The sequence below is a fragment of the Mesobacillus sp. MER 48 genome (assembly GCF_023714225.1).
GTDB classification, from domain to species: Bacteria; Bacillota; Bacilli; order Bacillales; family Cytobacillaceae; genus Mesobacillus; species Mesobacillus oceanisediminis_A.
The window spans coordinates 218,371-240,091 of sequence record NZ_JAMAUR010000004.1 but is presented as its reverse complement, the minus strand read 5'-3'; the positions used below and the strand labels follow the sequence as shown (position 1 = coordinate 240,091).

Genomic DNA, 21,721 nt, shown 5'->3' with positions numbered 1-21,721 from the left:
AAAAAATTCATGAGAAACCGAGAGGCACAAACTATATGTGGAGAAATAAGAATGTTTGGATTTTATTGACTGGTGAGTTTATTGCCGGATTAGGGTTGTGGCTTGGTATTATTGGAAACCTCGAGTTTATGCAGGAGAAGATTCCTTCTGACTTTTTAAAATCGCTGCTGCTGGCAGCCGGTTTACTTGCTGGCATTGCCGTAGGACCACTTGCTGGAAGATTGACGGATCAATACAGCAAAAAGACAGTCATGCTGATTTCAGGGTTCGTTCGGGTGATCAGTGTCGCTTTCATGCTGATAGCCATTCAAACTGGATCAGTATGGTGGATGCTCGTCTTCCTTGTATTGCTTCAAGTATCCGCTGCATTTTATTTTCCAGCACTCCAGGCGGCGATTCCCCTTGTTGTCGATGAAAAGGACTTACTTCAGTTGAACGGTGTCCATATGAATGTTTCCACATTATCACGCATCATCGGGACTGCAGCGGCTGGAATCCTTCTGGTGGCCATTCCATTGAATGCCGTTTATCTCCTGTCGATGGCTGCCTATCTTGTCCTGTTTGGTCTCACATGGTTTTTACAATTCGAAGAAAAGAAGACAATCATTGCTGCTACAGATAACCATAAACAGGGATTCAAGGATGTCTTCCCTGTTATCTTAAAATTGCCGATCGTCATGATGACCTTGATCCTTACCTTGATTCCGCTCATATTTCTCGGAGGCTTCAACCTGGTCGTCATCAATATTAGTGAACTTCAGGAGAGCTCGGCAATCAAAGGCTGGATCTATACGGCAGAAGGTCTCGCCTTCATGACCGGAGCATTTCTGATCAAACGGATCAGCCATAAGTTCTCACCTTATAAAATCCTGTTTTCCAGCTCGATGCTGATCGGCTTATCCCAGTTGATGCTGTATTTTGCCGATCAGCCAGTACTGACGATCGTCGCCTTCCTGATGTTTGGTTTTTCCGTTGGCTGCTTCTTCCCGACTGCAGCAACGATCTTCCAGACAAGGGTACCGAAAGATTTCCATGGCCGCTTCTTCTCGTTCCGGAACATGATGGACCGGGTCTTCTTCCAGGTTGTCCTGCTCTTAACAGGATTCCTGCTTGACGCAGTAGGGCTTCAAAAAATGAGCGTGATTTTTGGCATATTAGCCATATCCATGACGGCAGCCTTCTTCATAAGGTCACGTAATTTAAGAGCCGTCGCCGATCATGAACAGAGTATAAGCTAGTCAACTTTTATCCAAAGCTGCCTGCAGAAGTCAGGCAGCTTCCTTTTCATTTAGGATTCTTTTAATATATTAGGAAGTTTTGTCATTTTTATTATGATGGACAATTTTCTCTTCCAAAACCGTGTTTCTGTCCATCAGCGGGGTTATGATGGACAATTTTCTCTTCCAAAACCGCATTTCTGTCCATCAGCGGGGTTATGATGGACAATTTTCTCTTCCAAAACCGCATTTCTGTCCGTCATCGGGGTTATGACGGACAATTTTCTCTTTCAAAATCGCATTTCTGTCCGTCATCGAGGGTATGACGGACAATTTTCTCTTTCAGAACCGTGTTTCTGTCCGTCATCGAGCCTATGACGGACAATTTTCACCTCTGACCTCGCTTTTCTGTCCATCATCGGGATGATGATGGACAATTCCCACTTCCAATCTCGTATTTCTGTCCGTCATGACCACAATAAAAAAACAGGCATCAACCGTGCGAGGTTGATGCCTGTTTATGAACTATTATGCCTTCACGAATTTGATAAAAGCTGATCCACGAGCTTAATCGCTTTTCGCAATCTTTTTTCATAGCTCCCTCTGATTGTCTCATAAGCTACCCCACGCTCATCCAGCATCTTTTTCAAAGCTTCGTTATTGGCTTCCCTGACAGCTTGTTCACCGAAGCTTCTGGTTCCATCATCAACCCACTCAACATCAGGTTCGAGGAACAGCCATAAATCATAGTTTTGGATGCTGGCAAGCGTGTCCAATACAGGCTGATGCTCGTTTACATACAGCAGGGAAAAATATTGGGTGACCACGGCTTCTGTATCAATAAATAATACTTTATTCGCACTTTCCAGCTGTTGCTTTTCATGGTATTTATGTTCAATGGCGATTTCGGGAAAATCTGCTGGCTGGGTAATTGTTTCGCAATCTCCAAGTCTTTCGTAGTACGTACGGCCTGTTTCCTCAACAAACGCTGTATTGTACAGGGCAGCAAGATTCCGGACAAGTGTGGATTTTCCACAGCTCTCTGTTCCGACAATGACTACCTTTTTTACAAAGAAAGTCCTGACCGGCTGAGGAAGCAACTCCCAGTGCTTCAGGGCCCCATCCTGTCTGATCGCTGTCGCCGAAACCGGATACTTCTCGCGGGCGGCATCAATCACAATATGCTCTGCTTTTGGATATAGAACATCAAAGTATTCGCTGTAACGAGGTTCGGAACTGAACACAACATCAATTTCTTTTCCAATCGCTTGCTTGATTGCATCCGCCCCTTTTTCCCAATCAGAAAATTGTCCTGTCTGTATTTCTTCAATGGCATGGACATGGACATGCGCCAGGTCCTTCGTCAACTGCTTCCACCATCTGATACGTTGTCTAAAAGGAATATAAGGAATTCTGGCATCCTTGAAAAGGACATTTTTCTCATACTCAGTATCATAGGAAACAATGACATGAAGTTCATCAACCATTGTACTTGCTTTAATCATTGCGTAGACGTGCCCAAGATGTACTGGGATAAATTTGCCCCCATACATCCCTACTTTGCCAATCATCATGCTGCAGCCCTCAAATTCTGATCCTTAGACATTTTCGTCCAGTTAATATAACCATAGATAGAGTTCACCAGGAATGCGGACCACATGACGAGCATTGAAATGTCATTGCCCCCTGTTGATACTAATGCTCCAATCCAGAGGATGATGGACAGGACATTGACGGAAATCCACAGGGCCCACTGCTCAGCAAAACGCTTCAGCATCAAAATTTGTGCGGAGACCGACAGTATATTTGTGGCCGAGTCGATCCAGACGCTCTTGCCTCCAAGGTATTTCAGGAAGAAGCCATAAGCGACTATTGAAACTGCGATGACGGCAATAAGCTTGATCCATCCCTCCTTTGTAAGGCGTTGGACAGGGATATCCTCCCCTTTGACGCTCTCAATGTCTTTGATTTGATTCTTTTTCCACATATAGATTCCAATAAACTGTACCGGGAAATAGAACAGGCCGTTCAGCATTGCCTCTCCATATAGGCCATATGTATAGGAAATATAAGCATATGTAGAAGTCTGGATAATACCGAAATAATAGTTTGTTATCTTCCCTTTCGCCACAAGCACAACGCACAGCATCCCCGTAATCGAAGAAATCAGCCCCAGAAGCGAATCCTTCCAGGCGAAAAACAGATAGATGTTGACCGCTGTAAAGATCAACAGCCAGCTTTTTTCAAATGCTGTCCAATCCTTTAATATCTTCATTTCATACACTCCCCACAAGCTTATGTTTTGTTTTTCCACTTTTAATTCAACAAAACTGATACTTTTTCCTTTTTAATGATATATATGAAACTTGTTATTCATGTAATCCGTAAAATTGTCAAAGAGCTTCATGGGGAGGGATTGGTTTGTTTTTAATAGGGATCCAGCTTTTTTTGATTCTTTTATTCCTTTTTTTCGGCTGGGCGATCGTGAAAAAAGAGTGGTATTGGCTGATATCAAACTTTAATGGCAAGCAGAAGGATGAGCAGCAGCAATTAATCAGCAATGGGTATCCACAAAGAGTCGGCAAGCTTATGCTAATGACTGCCGCTGGAATGACGATGTTGCTTCCTTTGAGTTTTACATCTTTCAACTACTCTATCGATGTTCAGTTCGGTTTCATGCTTATCTTTCTGCTTGGCGGTCTGATTTATCTATCCAGGTATGAAATCCAGGAAAAAAGAAAACGAAGCTATATCATCAGCTCTGCTATTACAGTTGCCACACTCGGTCTTTTGACAGGACTGTTTTATGTTGGATATCAGGATTTCGAGCTGACGGAGCATACCGACTCTTTTGAAATCACAGGGATGTACGGCGGAAAGTGGAACTTCTCTGAAGTACAGAAAGTTGAACTTTTAGATCAAATGCCTGAAGTGACATGGAAACAAAATGGCTTCGGACTGGCGACTTTAGCAAAGGGCCAATTCAAAGTAAAACATTACGGCAGCAGTCTGTTATTTATCCACAAAGATTCACCGCCATATCTATACATTGAAGCAGATGAAGAAAAGATATTCATCAACAGCAAGGATCCGAGGCAAACAAAAGAATGGCACGACCTGGTATTAGAAAGAATGAAATAAGTTATTCGTTATCCGGTCAGTTCAGCTGCTCGATTCACCCAAAAGATCAGTTTTTGATACTCAAATTGAAACAGTATATTTGACGTCTACTCATTCCAGGAGTAATCTATATACTGCTTACAAATAGTAACCTACTACATCTTTGGAGGAATCAATATGAACTCAACCGAGACAAGCCTATCCACGGTAATCCGTGAACGCCGGTCAGTCAGAAAATATGATCCGAATTTTAAAATTTCCCGCGAAGAGTTATTAGACATTTTAAAAGAAGCTGCTCTGGCTCCTTCTTCAAGTAATCTGCAGCCATGGAAGTTCCTCGTAATCCAGGACGAGGCTGTCAAAAAGGAATTAAGGGCAATCGCCAATAATCAGGAACAGGTGGAAACTGCATCGGCAGTCATTGCTGTTCTTGGTGACAGGGAAATGTATCGTAATAGTGAACAAGTGTACCGCAGTTCTTTCGAAGCTGGTTATATGGACGAAGCAACAATGGGCATAATGATTGAGAACTCTAACAAATTATACCCTTCTGTTCCTGTTGACATGAGAGAAAACATCGCATCCTTTGATGCCGGTCTTGTATCAATGCAGCTTATGCTGATTGCAAAAGCCCGTGGATATGATACTGTTCCAATGGGTGGCTTCAACAGGCAGCAATTCATCGAAAAGTTCAACATTGAAGATCGTTATATGCCATCCCTGCTGATCGCCCTGGGCAAGGCAGCAGCACCTGGACATAAGACGACTAGACTGCCAATCGAAGAAATTGTCGAATTTATTTAGGAACAAAAAAGAACTAGCCATCTGAGACTAGTTCTTTTTTGACTATTTCTTTGGAATTTCACAACCATCGTCGTCGCAAATCATTCCATCATCATTGTTCAAGACAGTGATTTCACTCTCAGCAATGACTTTTTTCAATGACTGGACGATGACCTCAGTAGGTTGAGCGCCAGTGATTGCATATTTCTTGTTGATCAGGAAGAATGGCACACCTGTGATTCCATACTGCTGGCCAGTACTTTCATCAGCACGTACTTCTTCGGCCATTTCATTGCTTGCGAGCATTTTCTCTACAGCTTCGCGATTCAGTCCGACCTCCACTGCTAAGTCCGCCAATGTTTCATGGTCACCAATATGCTTAGAATCCGTAAAGTAGGCACGCAACAGCCTTTCCGTCATCTCAGCCATTAATCCATGCTTTTTCGCGAACATCGTCAAACGATGGGCATCGAATGTATTGGTCAAAATCAGTGTATCGATATTATATTCAAGGCGTGATTCTTTGGCCATCTGCACCATATTCTGCGTGCTCGCTTTTGCCTGGGCAATGCTCATTCCATATTTTTTTGCGAGCGCCTCATACATGTTATAATCTATATCCCGCTCCATGTTCGGATCAAGCTCGAAGCAGCGGTAAGTTACTTCAATCGGGTGGTCAATCTGTTTAATAGCGTCATCCAGACGCCTTTTGCCAATATAGCAGAATGGTCAAGCAAAGTCAGTCCACATTTCAATTTGCAACCTGAATCCCTCCTGTTGATTATTTCACACTATAGTATAGGTGTTAATCTAGTAAAATACACGAAATACGACTCGGAAAAGCATGTCTTGCTCAACAGCTATTTCTTATTCTATTTCATAAACAAGCCAGTCAGACTGCTTCCCGCCCATTTTATTGTACAGCCCCTGGGCAGCAACGTTATCTTTAGCCGTTTCCCATGTCATATAGGCAAAGTCATTTTCCCTTATAAAGGACAGGCATTTTTTAAAAAGCTGCTCTCCCACTTTCTCTCCTCTGGCAGATCCTTTGATAAACAAGTCATTCAGGATGGCTGCGCGTTTAACTTGCAAAGTGCTGAAGGTAAAATACAAAGTGGCAAACCCCAGCAGCTGCCCTTCTTTTTCAGCCACAAACTGCAAACCAGCTTCAGGATGCTCCAAAAGGTGTTGGATCAGGTTTTTCAGTTCTTTTTCATCGGGAGACGGCTTCTTGTAAAAATCAACTATGTATTGAGTCATAAGGTCGAATAACTCTGGTATATCTCTTTCTTCCACATCACGATAAATAATCTCTGCCATATTCTGTTCCCCCAGTCACACTTTTTCTCCAGGCTACTTTCATTTTCTCTTTTTGATGAGGATAATCCTTCTTATCTGATCAAACAAAAAAAGCTGCTGAGGCAGCTTTTCATTCATTATGCATTCTGTAAGTGCTGGATTTCCTTGAAAGCCTGATGAAGATTTGACTTCACCATGATTCCTTCCAGGTTCAGTCCAAGCGTCACCATTGTATGGGCAACCTCTGGACGAATGCCGGTCATGATGGTTTTTACGCCAACAAGTGAAAGGGCACTGATGACTTTAAACAGCTGATCGGCAACCATGGTGTCTACAATCATGACGCCGGAGACATCAAAGATTAGGTGGGTCAGCTTTAATTTTACTGCCTGATCCAGTGTCTCTTCCATCAATAGCTGAGCTCTTTCTGTATCAACATTACCTACAAGAGGCAGGACACCGACTCCAGGCATTAAAGGAACAACTGGTACTGAAAGCTCAAGCAAAGCCGTTTTGGCATTTTCAAGACTCTGTTGATGTGCTTCAACAAATGTCAGGCTGAAGCTGTAAATCGCATGATCCATCAATGGGTCAATAACATCCAATACATCAAAGAAGACAGAAGCAGGCATATCCTTTGCTTCTTCCCTAATTACTTTCCAAATATGTTCACGATAATAGGTGGTATCTTTTAATGCTTCATCAAGAGAGGCACCTAGCTTATAAATATATTCACCGGTTTCTTTTCCCCAGTTTGTAAGTTTTTCGAACACGATCTTCGGTTCTTCATGCTCAATTAAAGCTTCCCCGAACAGTCCAACAAAATTTGCCCTGACTTCAAGAATTTGCTGTTCAATTTTACCAAAGTCATATTTCTGTGCTTCAGTTAAGACCCTGTCAGAATATCTGTCTTCATGTACAGACTTTGCGATTTGATTCTTCCTGCTAATAATGGCTTCTCCTAAGGCTTGCAGTTCCTTGGTCATAACGATTCCTCCATGTGTTCTATGACAATAATCATCTATATATCCAAATTCAAATATTCCAAATTACACTGTTATAAACCATCATAACGCAGGATAGGAATACAGGACAAGTTTTTGAACCTGGTGCTGTTCTCACTATAGTTATTTTATGTAGTTTTATAAAAAGGATTGCTGCCATTATTAGTTAATAGTTGGAAGCAATCCTTTTTTATAGAAAAATGCAATTAAATCCATTGCTGGTTCAGGCAACTTTTTAGGAAATCGCTCATGGCGATAAAATTTATAAAAGGCCGTCTTTAAGTCCTTCCATTGAGAGCATTCCTTCGTCTGCCGAAATCTTGCCACGTCAATAAGCTTGATGTCATTTTCAGGTGTGATGAGGATGTTCCTCAGATGGATGTCGGACGGGTTGAGACCTTTTCCCCTGGCCAGATTAAGGGCATGATCGACTTCCTCAATATGACCCGGAGAAATCGGTATTCCATTTACCAGACATTGATAGAGCGTCAACCCACGGACAAAGTCGATAACCAGATAATTACTTCCTGATTCATGAAGCTTAGGGAAAAACCTGCTTCCTGCAAGCTGCTGATATACTGCTGCCTCTTCTGCGGCAATCTTGCAAAACTGTGGAAAGAAAACTTTCAAAACCAAATCCGTGCCTTTAATCAGGAACGCGAAAGCACTTCTGCCCTCTCCAATCAGCTTAAGTCTTGGGTCTTTATGAACCAAAACCATTTTTGATCCCCGTACTGAATAAACAACACTTTTTGCCAGATGTTCGTATTGGTTCATGCTCCCTGCCCCTTTCTTAATATACTTAATATACTTAATCCCACTTAATCTCCGCGTCTCAGTTCATTTTTTCACGACCTTAATCATGTCTTCATCCCAGCTTTCTATTCCCTGCTTGAATACAAGCTTTGTTTTAAAGTGATAAGAAATATGCTTGTTGGAGGGGGGAACATCAGTCGGAAGCTGGAAAGTAAATGGAACCACATCATCCCCGTCAGGCTGAATCCTTGTCTCTACATCGATTAAGACCTTATCCAGTGTCTCTTCCTGTTCTGTCTTTAAATCAACCATGACAAGAATACATTCAATTTGCTGCAGTTCCTGTGCAACCGTCCCGCCCTTGATCAAAAACTTCCCATGCACAGAATCTCCTGGGGTCAGAACATCCTTCTTTAAAATAAGGTCGATCTGGGCGGAGCCTACTCCTAGCAGTGACATATACTTTCTTAATAACATGCTGTTCCTCCATAACGTTAACTTTTTTAGATTCATCGTGCGTGGACCCTATTATGGTCAATTCACTTTTATTACCATTCATCTGTATAAGATGTTCACTTCAATAGCGTTACACTCCGATATTTCAATTTATGTTAACAGTTCGCAAATGCTTCTGTGTCGTTTCTAAAAAGGTGCCATTATCAAATATTTTTCCCCTAATTCTTCCTGGGCACTTTTTCAGACACATATTCTCTCTTTATGTGACCCAAATCTTCCTGTGGGCACTTTTCCGGGAACATATTCCCTTTTTATGTGACCCAAATCTTCCTGCCGGCGCTTTTTTGGGCACATATTCCCTTTTTATGTGACCCAAATCTTCCTGTGGGCACTTTTTCGGGCACATATACCCTTTTTATGTGACCCAAATCTTCCTGTGGGCGCTTTTCCGGGAACATATTCCCTTTTTATGTGACCCAAATCTTCCTACCGGCGCTTTTTCGGGCACATATTTCCTTTTTATGTGACCTAAATCCTCACGTTCGCACTTTTCCGGGCACATATTCCCTTTTTATGTGACTCAAATCTTCCTATGGGAGCTTTTTCGGGCTATATACTACGGAACGGCTTTAGCGCAACCGAAAATATAATAAAAAAACCTTCACCTGCCCTGGTGAAGGTAAGAAAACAATAAAAGACCTTCACCATATTTGGCAAAGGTCTTGCTAACAACGATTGTTGCCAACAAAGCCGGGAGTGACCTCCGGAATGACGACTCTGTTGTAAAAGCTACTCCCCTTTAGGAGAACTATTCATTTTGATACTATCATCGTACATAAAAACTTGAATACAGTCAAATATTCTAAGCGGATCGGTTTCCTCTATCGAATAGTACCTGTAAACTTACTTTCCGTTTTTCTTCTCTTTTTCATTGTTTGGATTACCGTGGCTGTCATCATCTTCCTGCTCGTCGTCTTCCACTTCGTCATCTTCTTGCTTTTCTTTATTCTTCTTTGTTTCTTTTACTGCCTCTTTACGCTTCTCTTCAGCTTTTTTCGCTTCTTCTTTACGCTTCTCTTCAGCTTTTTTCATTTCTTCCTTACGCTTCTCTTCAGCTTTTGCTGATTCTTCTTTTTGCTTTTCTTCAGCCTTCTTTTCTGCTTCGCGCTTTTGTTCTTCCGCTTTCTTTTTAGCTTCAGCTTTCTTCTCAGCAGCCTTCACAGCGGCTTCTTCCGCCTTCTTTTCTGCATTTACTTTCTTTTCTTCTACTTTTGAAGCAGTCGTTTTCGATACCGTGCCGGCAACTGTAGCGGCTGCAATATTAACTTGCTGGTCAGCCGATTCAGTCTCCACATTTCCTTCCTCAGTTTCCATTTCTTCTTCAGGCTGTTCTGCTTCTAAGGAGCCTTCATCTTCTGAAATTTCACCACTATCATCTGCATCAGTCTCTTCATCGACTGAAGATTCTTTTTTACCTGCTGCCAGTCCTTTCAACTGTGAAGGATGGACACCCAGCTGCTTGGCTGCCTTTCCAAAACCAACCTTTTCCTCTGTATATAAAACGGCAATCTCTTCCACTGTCTTGCCAGCTGCCTCTGCAAGCCAGAAGATTTGTGCGATTTGTCCATAACCCAACTCCTGCTCACGCAGCTGGGCTACCCTATCCTGATCAAGATCCTTTACCACGTTAGCAACGATCTTTGCTTGTTCTGTTGCTTCTTCAACTTCTTCCTTCAATTCATCTTCGAGTTCTTCGGTAAGCCCTTCCTCAAGATCAGCTGCATTTTCCAACTCTTCTGTCAGCCGGTCTTCTCCATCGGAATCGGTCCCGTCTTCAACAATGACCTCCGTGACCTTCTCTTGCGCTTCCTCAAGCGTTTCTAAATAATCTTTTAACGCCTCTTGTACGAATTCTGTCTTTTCCTCCTCTGACATAGCTGCCGCCTCAGCCAGCCTCTCGTTCGCAAACTCTAAAAGCAGCTCGGCTTCCTTTTCATCATCAAAGGTAATTAAAAGCTTCAATTCTTCAAATAATTGATCAAACGTAAATAAAAACTCGTCTGGTGTCGTTCCGGGATCTGCAGTTTCAATAACTTCCTCTGCGGATACTCCCGTACCAAAAGCAAGCAACCCGATCAAAATTGTTGATGCGAAAAACTTTTTCATTCCAATTTCCCCCACTAATATATTGGAATTAAAATCAAAAAAGTGCTGTCCGAAGAGCAGCACACATAAATCGACTATGTGAACCTTCGGCAACTGGCTGGCATGGTCATGACTTTAGCCCCTGTAGTTTTGCGTCCCCAGGTTTCCCTGGATTTGCCTTTATCGGATTTTAATTCTACTTTTATCATACTTATTCGACACGAAAAAATAAATAAAAATTTTTAAAGTTTGCACCACAGCTACTTCGCTTCCCCGCCAAATTTCCCTTCCTGGTAATCCCGGTATGCCTGGCGGATTTCTTCCATTGAATTCATGACGAATGGACCGTATGCAACGACTTCCTCTTTGATTGGCTGGCCAGAGTAAACCAAAACTCTTGAGCGCTTATTCGCTTTCAAAGATAGGGCGCTTAAGCCTTTGCCAACATCATTGTAAGTTAAAGTTGCTGCTGAAGATTTCTTTAGGTTGGTCTTGCTTTCACCAGCTTCAAGTTCACCTGAAAGTACATAAAGGAACGCATTATGTGTCTCTGGAAGCTCATATGTGAATTCAGCACCTTCTGACAGGCGAATTTCAGATAAAGCAAATGGCACCAATGGTTCCAACGGTCCCTTTACACCCGCGGTTTCTCCTGAGTAGACCTTCAGTGTGCCGCCATCGAATGGGACAACAGGCGCCTCTTCGTTATATACATTCTGATAAGAAGTGGTTGTGCCTTTCAGCTCTCCAGGCAAATTCAGCCATAATTGCAGCGTATGGGCAATGTCGTTTTCCACCGCCTCCTCGGCATGCCTCGCTCCGCTGCCGGCGTTCATGTACTGGATATCCCCTGCCTCCAGGATGCTGTGGCCTCCATGATTATCGATATGTTCCAGTCTGCCGTCAATGACAAACGTAATCGTTTGGAAGCCGCGATGTGGATGGTCGGAAAAGGTTCCGCGCTTGAACCAGTCCTCCGCCATTAGAATGAACGGGTCCAGTTCCCTCCAGTCTTGCGGGTTCAGTACCATTCCTGCCTGCACATGCGGCATGACCCTCTCTTCATATTGAACGGTCCAATGCTTTTTTATATCTCTTTTAAACATTTTTATATCCCCTTTCCAGGTACTTCAATTTTTACAGGTCATTTTACCTTCCCAGTTGCATTAAATTATACCAATCGCAGGTATTATTTTAAATCAAAGATACTTTAAGCTGAGATAAACCCTATCTTAATCAGAGTCCAAGTCCCAAACTGCTATTCTAGAAAAATGCCATTGTGAGAAGGTCTTTCATCCTATATAATATAAATTTGGCTTTTAAATATCGTGGTTCGTAACCATCCCACGTAAAAAAACTAGGAGAGATGAAAATGAATACGAGAATGATTGTCCGAAACGGGATTCTTGCTGCATTGTATATTGCCGTTTCCGCAGTTATCCAGCCATTCGGCTTTACCAATGTACAGTTCCGCGTATCGGAAATGTTCAACCACCTGATTGTTTTTAACAAAAAATTTTTCTTCGGAATTGTATTAGGTGTGTTTTTAACAAACCTGCTCTTTTCCCCGATGATCGCTTATGACCTTGTTTTTGGGGTTGGCCAGTCAGTGATTTCTTTATGGATTACGATTTTCACTGCAAAATATATCAAGAATATCATCGGCCGGATGTTTGTGAATACTCTGGTGTTCACCTTCACGATGTTCCTGATTGCGCTTGAATTGAATCTAGCATTCCAGCTGCCGTTCTGGTTCACATGGCTGACAACAGCCGCAGGTGAATTCATCGTAATGGCTGTCGGCATCCCAGTGATGCTTGCGATCCATAAACGAGTGAATCTTGAGAAGTTGGTATAATTTTAAATAAACGGTTCAGCAGAAAAGTCAGGAAAAGCAAATGTCCATCACCCCTGCTCCACAGGCAGTGAAATAAAAAGAAGGCAAAACGATTTCACTCGTTTTGCCTTCTTGTATGATGTAACTCTTCCTTGCTCATGCTGTACTCAAACTACTGCAATACTCCGCCAGCCTGGACGTAACGGGCATTGAATTCCTGAAGAAATTGGTTCGTAACTGCTGCATCGTGAATGATCAGCATGTTTTCGTCATTAACATTGTTTCCATTGTTGCTCCAGTTCGTCGATCCGACGATGACAGTAGGGTCACTGTTTGTATCGGCGTCAATCAGCATGGTTTTACTGTGAAGTTTGCGTATTTCTGCATCCGCATAGACTGGTGCGGGATTGTTCCAGCGTGTGTTAGGATTGTTCACACTGGTTTGCGAAGCAGTCCTCCCTGTCATATCCACACTCGCGGACCACCACTGGTTCCAGAAATCCGAATCGAACAAACCTTTCACATCAAATCCAGTCAAGGTTCCTTCCATATCATTATAGGAACCCTCCCACTTATTCTTCAATTCATCCGCTAACGCCTGGTCGCTCCATGCAAAAATCGAGAAGTATGTATTAAAGTCAGCTTCATTCCGAATCACATCAGCCATTTTGCCAACAGCGTTATCCCCAGCTGAAAAATAGATTTCAACCTTCTTACCATTGATATCTAAAACATGTGTGGTGTTATCTGTTTTGCGCGTGCTGAAGTTTGAAGCAACTGGATCTGGATTCAATGCATTGCTTCCCCACATCTCATTGAATTCTGTTTCATAGATGCCGGCAAGCTGTGGCCAGTTAATTTCAACAATCTGGTTTTGGTTGCCGTCAAGGATGCCCTGCTGCATGTTTTCATCAGTACCATAAAGGCCTGTCACGGTAAAATTCCAGGTTCCTGTGAATACCCAGCGATCATCCACTATTGCGAATTTGTTATGCATCTGGTTTCCTGGCCCATAGTAGCTTCCTGCCGATTTTTCCTCTGCTTCAACAAAAAGCCGACCAGTAGTATCACTGTTTCCAACTGTCACAGTTACTTGCTCAATATCTGTAACGCCGGCAGGCAATCCCTTTTCCGTTCTTTTGGCACTGTCTTCAACGGCAAACATAGGTGAGTCTGAAAAAATGACAATATCATCCTCAGTTCCAATGACCGCATCCTGCCCGCGCTTCATTTTTTCAAGATAGAGCCGCATTGTTTCAAATCGTTCTGCGTAATGCGGGTCTGCTGCTTCCTTGGAATCCGCAATCACTCGCACATCCACACCCTGTGCCGCCTTCTGGATCAATGTATCAACCACTCGCGGCAGGTTGATTTCATAGGTGGCAAAGTCAATGCTCGTTGTTGCAGAATTTAATCTTTTGATTAAGATATCTTCAAAGTTTACATTATAGTTCGCTTCGTTCCCCGCAGAAGCATATTGCGGAAAGGCACATTTATTAAAATAGACATTCATCGCGCCTTCTGCCTCAGAAACATTATTCAGGCGCTGCGTCCTGTCATCACAAACACTTGGCGTTTCAGGAGGAGTTGTATTTCCGCCGGCATCACCACCCGAACCGCTGCCATCAGTGGCCGTTGAATTCAGGGCCTTTGGAGTCCCAAGGCCATCGGCATAACTTGCATTGGCTGTCGCCCAGTTTGTCGAATCAAGTCCGGCAACAGCTGGATCAATCCGTTCCATTGTCGCTTTTGCCGTATTATCACCTGCATACCATGAGTCGACCTCATCTATAACAGCACCTGCGGCATTCATTAATTTCAGATATTCAGCTGTATTGCCAAGCGAGCCGCTGTAAATCTGATCAGCCTGGATCCCTGTTACGGATTGGTCATCTGTCTTTTCCAGCAAAAAATAGCCATATGCCGGAATCGTCCCGCTCAGCTTGATTGCCGGGGCACCATCCGTGGCATTGAGCTGCCAGCCATCGAGCACCACATCAGAACCTGAATTGTTGTAAAGCTCAATCCACTCATCGCTATAACTGTTGTTCGTGCCCATCCAGGCGATTTCATTGATGACGACATTCCCAGTCCCTGCTGCTTCCACCTTTGATACAGCGGGCAGGAATGATGGGTAAAGCGTGAAAAAAAATAAAATAATTGCAGGAAAAACAGAAATCAACTTCTTCAACTTTGACTACCTCCTCAAATATAAATCCAAGATAATCATAATGTAAAAAAGTTGTCGAAATATGATGAAAATGTAAATTTTTCAAAAAATGAGTCTTTTTAAGGAGTTTAAATTTGTGTAGAATATCACAACAGAAACGAATGACCCAGGCAGCTTCCAATCCCGTGCCATTTACCGATAAAAAAAACCATTCAGCATGGAATGGGATCAAATTATTTTTCCTTCACTGCCTTTTTATTTCAAAAACCTTTAGAATCGGAAATAATATCCCTCTAGGTTTGGCTAATGCGACTCTTTCGGACAGTTTTACTACCATTCTCGGAAAATGTGTCCGTTAGAACCTCTCTATCGGACACTCTTACAACCTTTCTATGAAAAAGTGTCCGTTAGAACCCCTCTATCGGACAGTTTTACAGCCATTCTCGCGAAAAGTGTCCGTTAGAGATATCTATCACAAAAGCAATACTGAAATAGTTGCGAGTCATCTAAGAGCTGCCATACATTAAGCAACAATCCCCAGCAAAAAAAGCCATGTTATCACTAACATGACTTTTAAAATCAATATGAATCTGTCAGCTTCCACCAGGCAGTCTCTGGAATCTGGTCTTCGCCTAAACAGATGGTTTCTCCGATTCTTGGCGTTGCAATAACGACCCCGGATTCTTTTGCCGCCTGAAGCGCCCTCTCAACTGGATCATGCCAGGCATGAAGCGACAGGGTGAATGCTCCCCAATGGACAGGGATGAGCAGCTTTCCTTTGACATCCTGATGTGCCTGGACCGTTTCTTCTGGAAGCATATGAATCGCTGCCCAGCGTGCGTCATACTGGCCGCATTCCATCAAGGTCAGGTCAAACGGTCCATACTTTTCGCCAATCTCTTTAAAATGCGGACCGTAGCCGCCATCACCACTGAAATATACCTTTGATTCAGGACCAATTATTACCCACGAACACCAAAGCGTTGAGTTACGGTCGGTGAGTCCGCGGCCAGAAAAATGGCGGGCCGGGGTGCACGCCAGCTTAAGACCTTCGAAGGTAAATTCACTCCACCAATCGTGTTCACTGATCTTCCCTTCAGGAATTCCCCATCTTCCCAAATGGCTCCCGACTCCGAGGGGAGTTATGAACTGTTTTACCTTCCCCTTCAACTTCATGATCGAACCATAATCAAGGTGATCATAATGGTCATGAGACAGGACAACAGCATCAATCACAGGCAACTCATCAATCGCGAAAGGGAGCTTTCCACTGTATCGCTGGTTCCTGACCGGAAAAGGTGTTGGAGCCTTCCCGAACATTGGGTCAAAAAAAATCGTTTTCCCTTCTATCTCTAACAGGAAAGCGGAGTGTCCGAACCAGGTGACTTTCACTGGGGAACCTTGATTTATTCCAGGTGTGTAGGCTGCCATCGGAATAGGAATCCTTGGCCTTCTTTCGGAATTGCCTTTTAAAAAGTCCCTCATCATGGAAAGCATCGAACCAAAACTCGTATCCCAGTGGGTTGGGGTCTGGTTGACGAATTCCCCCTTTAGATATTGCGGAGATTGTGCGAATAACTCTTTCTTCTCTTTGGATTGCTTTCCCCCAAAAGCCGGATGAATCTTCAGGACCGCATATCCAAGTACAATAATTCCTGCTATAACCAATATAAGATCGATGATCATGTTAATGTTCAGCACCCTATCTCTTGTATGAGTTCAGAAGGATACACAGTCAGTCCTTTATCATTTTTCTGGGCAACACGATACATTGCAGAAGCCACTGTCCTTCCTTCAATCGCTTTATATTTCCTTAACGGACCGGTAAAAAGAAAAGGCAGTTTCGAAAAAATGGCCGCTGCCGTCCTTTCGCCAAACCTGAATTCTTCACGTTCCCCCAGCAGGAGAGACGGACGGAAGATGGCAGTTGTTTCAAATGGGATCTGTTTGATTTCCTCTTCGAGCTTCCCTTTCATCCTTGGATAAAAAATTGCAGATTCAGGGTCCGCGTTCATTGAGCTGACAAGCAAGAACTTCTTTGCTCCCTCCGAACTCGCCAGCGTGGCAATGGAAACTGGATATTCAACGTCTATTTTCCACATCGCTTCCTTCGTTTTAGCCTTTTTGATTGTTGTTCCAAGACAGCAAAACACATCGTCCGCTGTAAATAGCTGTTTTCTTTGTTCGAGCTGATTGAAATCGACGATTCTTTCATCAAGTTTTGGATGATCAATCCCAACCGGCCTTCTTACAATCGCAATGACTTTATCATACTCATTCCCATTCAATAGAAACTGCAGCAGTTCCTTCCCAATCAAACCGGTCGCACCGGCAATCAATGCTGTTTTACCCGCCAAGCAAGCAACCCCCTAATGAAAAGCTTAATACCCTTTATTATTCCACAATTTGTTTGATAAGAAAATTTTAAAAGCAAAACAGCCAGCCCGCGAATGGACTGGCTTTCTATCATTAATCTATCTTTCGTTCTTTTTGCAATTGTGCTCTTCTTGCCGCGATAATCAGGTCTTCAACCGGCGATACGCGCCCAAGTTTATCTTTATGGACAATATGTTTCCGTTCAAATTGTGTGGGACTATCCAACCCGGCAGCCGCTGCCAGATTGTACAGGCCTTCCCGCAGCGAAATGATATAGTTGGCGACACGGTACATCTTCTCATCGACAACCAGGCCATCCTGAAGCTTCTTGTCTGTGGTCGCTACCCCCGCAGGACATGTATTCGTGTGGCATACCTGGGCCATGATGCAGCCAACACTGATCATCATTCCGCGGGCGATATTCACCATATCAGCTCCCATTGCCAGAGCGATGGCGACTTTATCAGGGGTGATCAGTTTACCAGAAGCGATCAGCTTCACACGATCTCTTATCCCATACTGACGGAGCATTTCATCCACAACCGGCAACGCCGAATGAATAGGGAGCCCCACCGTATCGGCCAGCTCTTGATAGGTTGCGCCTGTCCCGCCTTCACCGCCGTCCACCGTAATGAAATCCGGGCCTTTCCCGCTTTCTTTCATGTAAGAAATCATGTTTTCAAGTGCGTCCATGTCCCCGACGACAATCTTCATACCTACAGGCTTGCCTCCAACCGAGCGCAATTCCTCAATCCAGTCGAACATGGATGGGACATCACTGAATTCATAAAATCTGTTCGGACTGTTAATGGTCTTTCCGACTTCAACCAGACGGATTTTGGCGATCTCCTCGGTAACCTTTGCACCTTCAACATGGCCGCCGCGTGTCTTAGCCCCCTGCGCCAGCTTGATCTCAAATGCTTTTATCTGTGGCATCTCGCTTTTCTTCTTGAATTCTTCCCAGGAAAACTCCCCGTTTGGCTTGCGGACACCAAATAAATCGGGACCGATTTGCATGATGATATCCGGATTCCCTGCGAGGTGGTGGTCGGACAATCCGCCTTCCCCTGTATTCATCCACGTTCCGCCTGCAATTCCGAGACCTTTTGACAACGCCTGGATCGCTTTCTCACCAAGTGCTCCATAGCTCATAGCTGACTGGCCTACCTGGCCTTTTACCCTGAATGGATAGCGGCAAGTACTTTCACCAACAACGACAGCGTCTTCATCCTGCAAGTAATAAGGGTCAACCAGCTTTTCCTCGTTGTGTTCCTTCCGTGTGAACAGCCCCTCGCCATCAATCTTGTAAACTCTTGTTTTGACTTTTTCTGCGTTATCGATCTTCATTTCTTCAGTCAACTTCGGAAAAAGCGTATTTCGAATATAAAAGCCTTCTGCATCAAAGTCTTTTAAAGAGCCGAAACCAATCAATCTTTCCTTATACTTCCCTGCCTTAACGACATCCTGGTATTCTTTGCGCGAAAAAGGCTTTCCTTCATTATCAGCATTAAATAAATACTGCCTAAGTTCAGGGCCGATGTGTTCGGTAAAATAACGCACCTTCCCGATGACAGGGAAATTCCTCAAAATCGAATGCTGTTTTTGCTTGTCGTCTTTTAAATATAAATAAATGAATAACAGAATCGGCACGAGTATGATCAAGGCGATGAAAATAAACAAGCCGATCACAAGGTAATCCGTCAAACCCATTTGGATCCTCCTTTCCTATAATGAAGATAATGCTTTTGTTATCATTGTATCCCCGTCTGCTACCTCGAATGTCTTATTAAAAGTTCTCTCCGCCTCAAGCGACTTGACGAGCACCTCAGCCAAGTCCTCGCGTGATATTTCAGCATCATTTTCCTCAAGTGTGACAGCCGCCGATATTTTTCCATCCCCAGGTTTATCTGTAACCGCTCCAGGCTGTATTACAGTATATGTCAGATTTGATTGACGCAGTAATTCATCCGGCATCTCTTTGGCCCCGATGTCACGGCTTTCATCACCTTCCGCTTCATTGGCTGTGATGGCACTCATCATTACAAAGCGCTGAACTCCCTGCTTTTCGGCCTCCTTTACCGTCTCTATGACCGACTCATGGTCCACCATTACTGTTCTGCCCGCTTTGGCTCTTGGATTGATGCCCGTTAGATAAATGGCCGCATCATAGCCCTGGAATAAGCTTGGCAGCAACTTCTCCTCATATATCACCAGTTCATTCGCTCCAAGCTTTTTCAATGTCTCGATTTGATTTTCATTGCTGATCACTGCGCATGACTGATATCCGTTTTTCATAAGCTTACTGACAACCAATTCGCCAACACTGCTATGAGCACCGAAGACAATCACCTTCATTTATGTCCCCTCCTTTGGTAAGCTTTTCCGTTTACTTTGTTGCTTCCATAAGCCGGTTTTGTAAAAAAGAGAAACAGATATGATCCGTTTCTCTTTCTTAAATTAAATCATTCGATTCCAGTGGCGGTGTTCTGCTACTGCCTTGATGAATTTCTGGGCTTCACCTGTCACTTCTTTGCTGTTTTCAAAAACGACGACACCTGGGGCTTCTTCATGGCCGATTCCTGCAGCAGCCAGGAGTTCTGCACCTTCTTTTCCTGCACCAACTGCCTTTAAGTGGCTGAACGACTCATCCACAAAATAAACGGCTTCCTTTTTCTGCTTCAGGCTGTCGACACTCTGCTGGCCGCCGGCGATATACAAAGCGTCAAAAAGAACAGAGCTTCCTGTTAAAAGTGTATGCTGGGCTTCAATCTCACTCCCGTCATCGCCCTTGATCATGCCGAGCTGTTTGCTGACAATTTCCGCTGTAATGCCGCTCTTTTTCAAAATCTCCATCACACCGGAAACTTCTGCTCCGTTAAATCCATGATCTGCAAGGATCGCAACCTTTCTGGTATTCGGGAGCTTCGCTGTATTCATTTGGCTTAATGCTGGAGAAGACATAGTCACTTCTGCTGGTTTGCTTTCTGGCTTTTTTGCCCCCAGACTTTCTGCTACCTGCTCAGCCAGTAAGGTATCGATATTGCCGAGCATCTCGACCACCTGCTGCTGTACATCCTTGCTTTTTACCTTACCTAGCTCAAAGCTGAATGCCTGGATCATATGCTCCTTTTCAACATCGGACATGCTGTTCCAGAAAAGGATTGCCTGTGAATAGTGGTCCTTGAAGCTGTCGCTGCGTGCCTGGACTTTTCGGCCATCCACTTTTTCCTGATAATGTTGATATCCACCCTCGCTCGCGGATGAAGTTTTTGGATGATTGCTTTGGAGCGAGTTTTTATGGTAGGCTACCTGGCCGCGGTCAATTGTCATCCTGTGCATTCCATCGCGCTGATTGTTATGGAACGGGCATACGGGCCTGTTTATCGGGATTTCATGGAAGTTCGGACCGCCGAGACGGGAAAGCTGCGTGTCGGTATAGGAGAACAAACGCCCTTGAAGAAGCGGGTCATTTGAAAAATCGATTCCTGGCACGACATGTCCCGGATGGAATGCGACCTGTTCTGTTTCCGCAAAGTAATTGGTCACATTCTGATTCAGCGTCATTTTTCCGATGATCTTGACTGGCACCAGTTCCTCTGGCCAGATTTTAGTCGGGTCCAGAACATCGAAATCAAATTTGAATTCGTCTTCCTCATCAATCATCTGGACGCCAAGCTCGTATTCTGGATAATTCCCCATCTCGATCGCATCAAAAAGATCACGGCGATGGAAATCAGGGTCTTTGCCGGCAAGCTTCTGCGCTTCATCCCAAACCAGTGAATGGACTCCCAACACCGGTTTCCAGTGGAATTTTATAAAACGGGCCTTCCCCTGTTCATTGATAAACCTGAATGTATGGACACCAAAGCCCTCCATCATCCGGAAGCTGCGCGGAATTGCACGGTCTGAAATATGCCACATGATCATGTGTGCGGACTCCGTATTATTCGCGATAAAATCCCAGAACGTGTCGTGCGCTGACTGCGCCTGCGGGATTTCATTATGCGGTTCCGGCTTGACTGCGTGAATCAAATCAGGGAACTTGATTGCATCCTGGATGAAAAATACAGGGATATTGTTGCCGACAAGGTCGTAATTCCCCTCTTCTGTATAAAATTTAGTCGAAAAACCGCGGACATCACGGACAGTATCACCTGACCCGCGTGAACCGGCAACCGTCGAGAAGCGCACAAAGACCGGAGTCTTTTTTGACGGATCCTGCAGGAACCCTGCTTTCGTATATTCAGCCATTGGCTCGTACACCTGGAAGTACCCATGAGCCGCAAATCCCCTTGCATGGACAATACGCTCAGGAATGCGCTCATGGTCAAAATGAGTCATTTTCTCACGGAAATGGAAATCCTCCATCAAAGTCGGACCACGCTCGCCCGCCTTCAGGGAATGTTCATCTTCAGAAACACGCAGTCCCTGGTTCGTTGTCAATGCTTCTCCGTCATGACCGGATCTGAACTGTTCCAGCTGCTGATCTTTTGAATTCTTGTTCATAGATTGATGGTTCTCATTTCTCTTCACTGATTCATTCCTCCATTTACGATGT

The 21,721-nt window shown here is 44.0% G+C and carries 19 protein-coding genes and 2 riboswitches; of the genes, 4 read left to right on the top strand and 15 right to left on the bottom strand.

Annotated elements, in window-relative coordinates; translation table 11 throughout:
• Positions 1 to 35: 35 nt before the first annotated feature.
• Positions 36 to 1,238 (top strand): MFS transporter, encoded by a 1,203-nt coding sequence (locus M3593_RS15965; RefSeq protein ID WP_251543924.1) that lies wholly within the window; start codon positions 36 to 38, stop codon positions 1,236 to 1,238.
• A 515-nt stretch (positions 1,239 to 1,753) separates the two neighbouring features.
• Here M3593_RS15965 and nadR read toward each other — a convergent pair.
• Together nadR and pnuC are read right to left on the bottom strand one after the other, a co-directional pair.
• Positions 1,754 to 2,791: a multifunctional transcriptional regulator/nicotinamide-nucleotide adenylyltransferase/ribosylnicotinamide kinase NadR gene (gene nadR, locus M3593_RS15960; protein ID WP_285848077.1), complete on the bottom strand. Its 1,038-nt coding sequence runs from the start codon at positions 2,789 to 2,791 to the stop codon at positions 1,754 to 1,756.
• Complete coding sequence (pnuC, locus tag M3593_RS15955) at positions 2,788 to 3,492, bottom strand: nicotinamide riboside transporter PnuC (RefSeq protein ID WP_144475142.1); 705 nt, start codon at positions 3,490 to 3,492, stop codon at positions 2,788 to 2,790. Before pnuC ends, nadR begins: the two co-directional genes overlap by 4 nt.
• A gap of 146 nt (positions 3,493 to 3,638) precedes the next feature.
• Between pnuC and M3593_RS15950 the strand changes: the two genes are divergently transcribed.
• Together M3593_RS15950 and M3593_RS15945 are read left to right on the top strand one after the other, a co-directional pair.
• Positions 3,639 to 4,358 carry a DUF3784 domain-containing protein gene (locus M3593_RS15950; RefSeq protein ID WP_144475143.1) on the top strand — a complete coding sequence of 240 codons (720 nt, stop codon included), beginning with the start codon at positions 3,639 to 3,641 and terminating at the stop codon, positions 4,356 to 4,358.
• A gap of 156 nt (positions 4,359 to 4,514) precedes the next feature.
• Positions 4,515 to 5,141 carry a nitroreductase family protein gene (locus M3593_RS15945; RefSeq protein ID WP_144475144.1) on the top strand — a complete coding sequence of 209 codons (627 nt, stop codon included), beginning with the start codon at positions 4,515 to 4,517 and terminating at the stop codon, positions 5,139 to 5,141.
• Positions 5,142 to 5,183: 42 nt separating this feature from the next.
• Here M3593_RS15945 and M3593_RS15940 read toward each other — a convergent pair whose 3' ends face one another.
• The 7 genes from M3593_RS15940 to M3593_RS15910 all read right to left on the bottom strand — a co-directional run bounded on the left by M3593_RS15940 (position 5,184) and on the right by M3593_RS15910 (position 11,886).
• Positions 5,184 to 5,837, bottom strand: coding sequence for a DsbA family oxidoreductase (locus tag M3593_RS15940; protein ID WP_353056105.1), 654 nt, complete (start codon positions 5,835 to 5,837; stop codon positions 5,184 to 5,186).
• 150 nt (positions 5,838 to 5,987) lie between these two features.
• On the bottom strand, positions 5,988 to 6,440 hold the full coding sequence (locus M3593_RS15935; protein WP_144475145.1) for a GNAT family N-acetyltransferase: 453 nt from the start codon (positions 6,438 to 6,440) through the stop codon (positions 5,988 to 5,990).
• Positions 6,441 to 6,556: 116 nt separating this feature from the next.
• Positions 6,557 to 7,405, bottom strand: a complete 849-nt coding sequence (locus tag M3593_RS15930) for an STAS domain-containing protein (protein WP_144475146.1) — start codon at positions 7,403 to 7,405, stop codon at positions 6,557 to 6,559.
• A 180-nt stretch (positions 7,406 to 7,585) separates the two neighbouring features.
• Positions 7,586 to 8,200, bottom strand: a complete 615-nt coding sequence (locus tag M3593_RS15925; protein ID WP_144475147.1) for a protein kinase family protein — start codon at positions 8,198 to 8,200, stop codon at positions 7,586 to 7,588.
• 63 nt (positions 8,201 to 8,263) lie between these two features.
• Positions 8,264 to 8,656: a sporulation protein gene (locus tag M3593_RS15920; RefSeq protein WP_144475148.1), complete on the bottom strand. Its 393-nt coding sequence runs from the start codon at positions 8,654 to 8,656 to the stop codon at positions 8,264 to 8,266.
• Between the two features lie 882 nt (positions 8,657 to 9,538).
• Entirely contained in the window at positions 9,539 to 10,801 is a 1,263-nt protein-coding gene (locus tag M3593_RS15915) for a DUF5667 domain-containing protein (RefSeq protein WP_144475149.1), read from the bottom strand.
• Positions 10,802 to 10,886: 85 nt separating this feature from the next.
• Positions 10,887 to 10,969, bottom strand: a riboswitch (cyclic di-GMP riboswitch).
• 71 nt (positions 10,970 to 11,040) lie between these two features.
• Entirely contained in the window at positions 11,041 to 11,886 is an 846-nt protein-coding gene (locus tag M3593_RS15910; protein ID WP_144475150.1) for a pirin family protein, read from the bottom strand.
• 216 nt (positions 11,887 to 12,102) lie between these two features.
• Positions 12,103 to 12,147, top strand: a riboswitch (PreQ1 riboswitch).
• Positions 12,148 to 12,152: 5 nt separating this feature from the next.
• Between M3593_RS15910 and M3593_RS15905 the strand changes: the two genes are divergently transcribed.
• The gene (locus tag M3593_RS15905) at positions 12,153 to 12,638 is read left to right on the top strand and encodes a QueT transporter family protein (RefSeq protein WP_144475151.1); all 486 of its coding nucleotides are present in this window, start codon (positions 12,153 to 12,155) and stop codon (positions 12,636 to 12,638) included.
• A gap of 151 nt (positions 12,639 to 12,789) precedes the next feature.
• Here M3593_RS15905 and M3593_RS15900 read toward each other — a convergent pair whose 3' ends face one another.
• The 6 genes from M3593_RS15900 to M3593_RS15875 form a co-directional block, all read right to left on the bottom strand.
• Complete coding sequence (locus M3593_RS15900; protein WP_251543927.1) at positions 12,790 to 14,808, bottom strand: phospholipase D-like domain-containing protein; 2,019 nt, start codon at positions 14,806 to 14,808, stop codon at positions 12,790 to 12,792.
• A gap of 558 nt (positions 14,809 to 15,366) precedes the next feature.
• The gene (locus M3593_RS15895) at positions 15,367 to 16,488 is read right to left on the bottom strand and encodes an MBL fold metallo-hydrolase (RefSeq protein WP_353056102.1); all 1,122 of its coding nucleotides are present in this window, start codon (positions 16,486 to 16,488) and stop codon (positions 15,367 to 15,369) included.
• Positions 16,482 to 17,144, bottom strand: coding sequence for an NAD-dependent epimerase/dehydratase family protein (locus tag M3593_RS15890; protein ID WP_251543929.1), 663 nt, complete (start codon positions 17,142 to 17,144; stop codon positions 16,482 to 16,484). Before M3593_RS15890 ends, M3593_RS15895 begins: the two co-directional genes overlap by 7 nt.
• Positions 17,145 to 17,256: 112 nt before the next feature.
• Positions 17,257 to 18,873, bottom strand: a complete 1,617-nt coding sequence (locus M3593_RS15885; protein WP_251543930.1) for an FMN-binding glutamate synthase family protein — start codon at positions 18,871 to 18,873, stop codon at positions 17,257 to 17,259.
• Between the two features lie 15 nt (positions 18,874 to 18,888).
• Positions 18,889 to 19,518, bottom strand: a complete 630-nt coding sequence (locus M3593_RS15880) for an NAD(P)H-binding protein (protein ID WP_251543932.1) — start codon at positions 19,516 to 19,518, stop codon at positions 18,889 to 18,891.
• A 102-nt stretch (positions 19,519 to 19,620) separates the two neighbouring features.
• On the bottom strand, positions 19,621 to 21,669 hold the full coding sequence (locus M3593_RS15875; protein WP_483308931.1) for a catalase: 2,049 nt from the start codon (positions 21,667 to 21,669) through the stop codon (positions 19,621 to 19,623).
• Positions 21,670 to 21,721 lie beyond the last annotated feature (52 nt).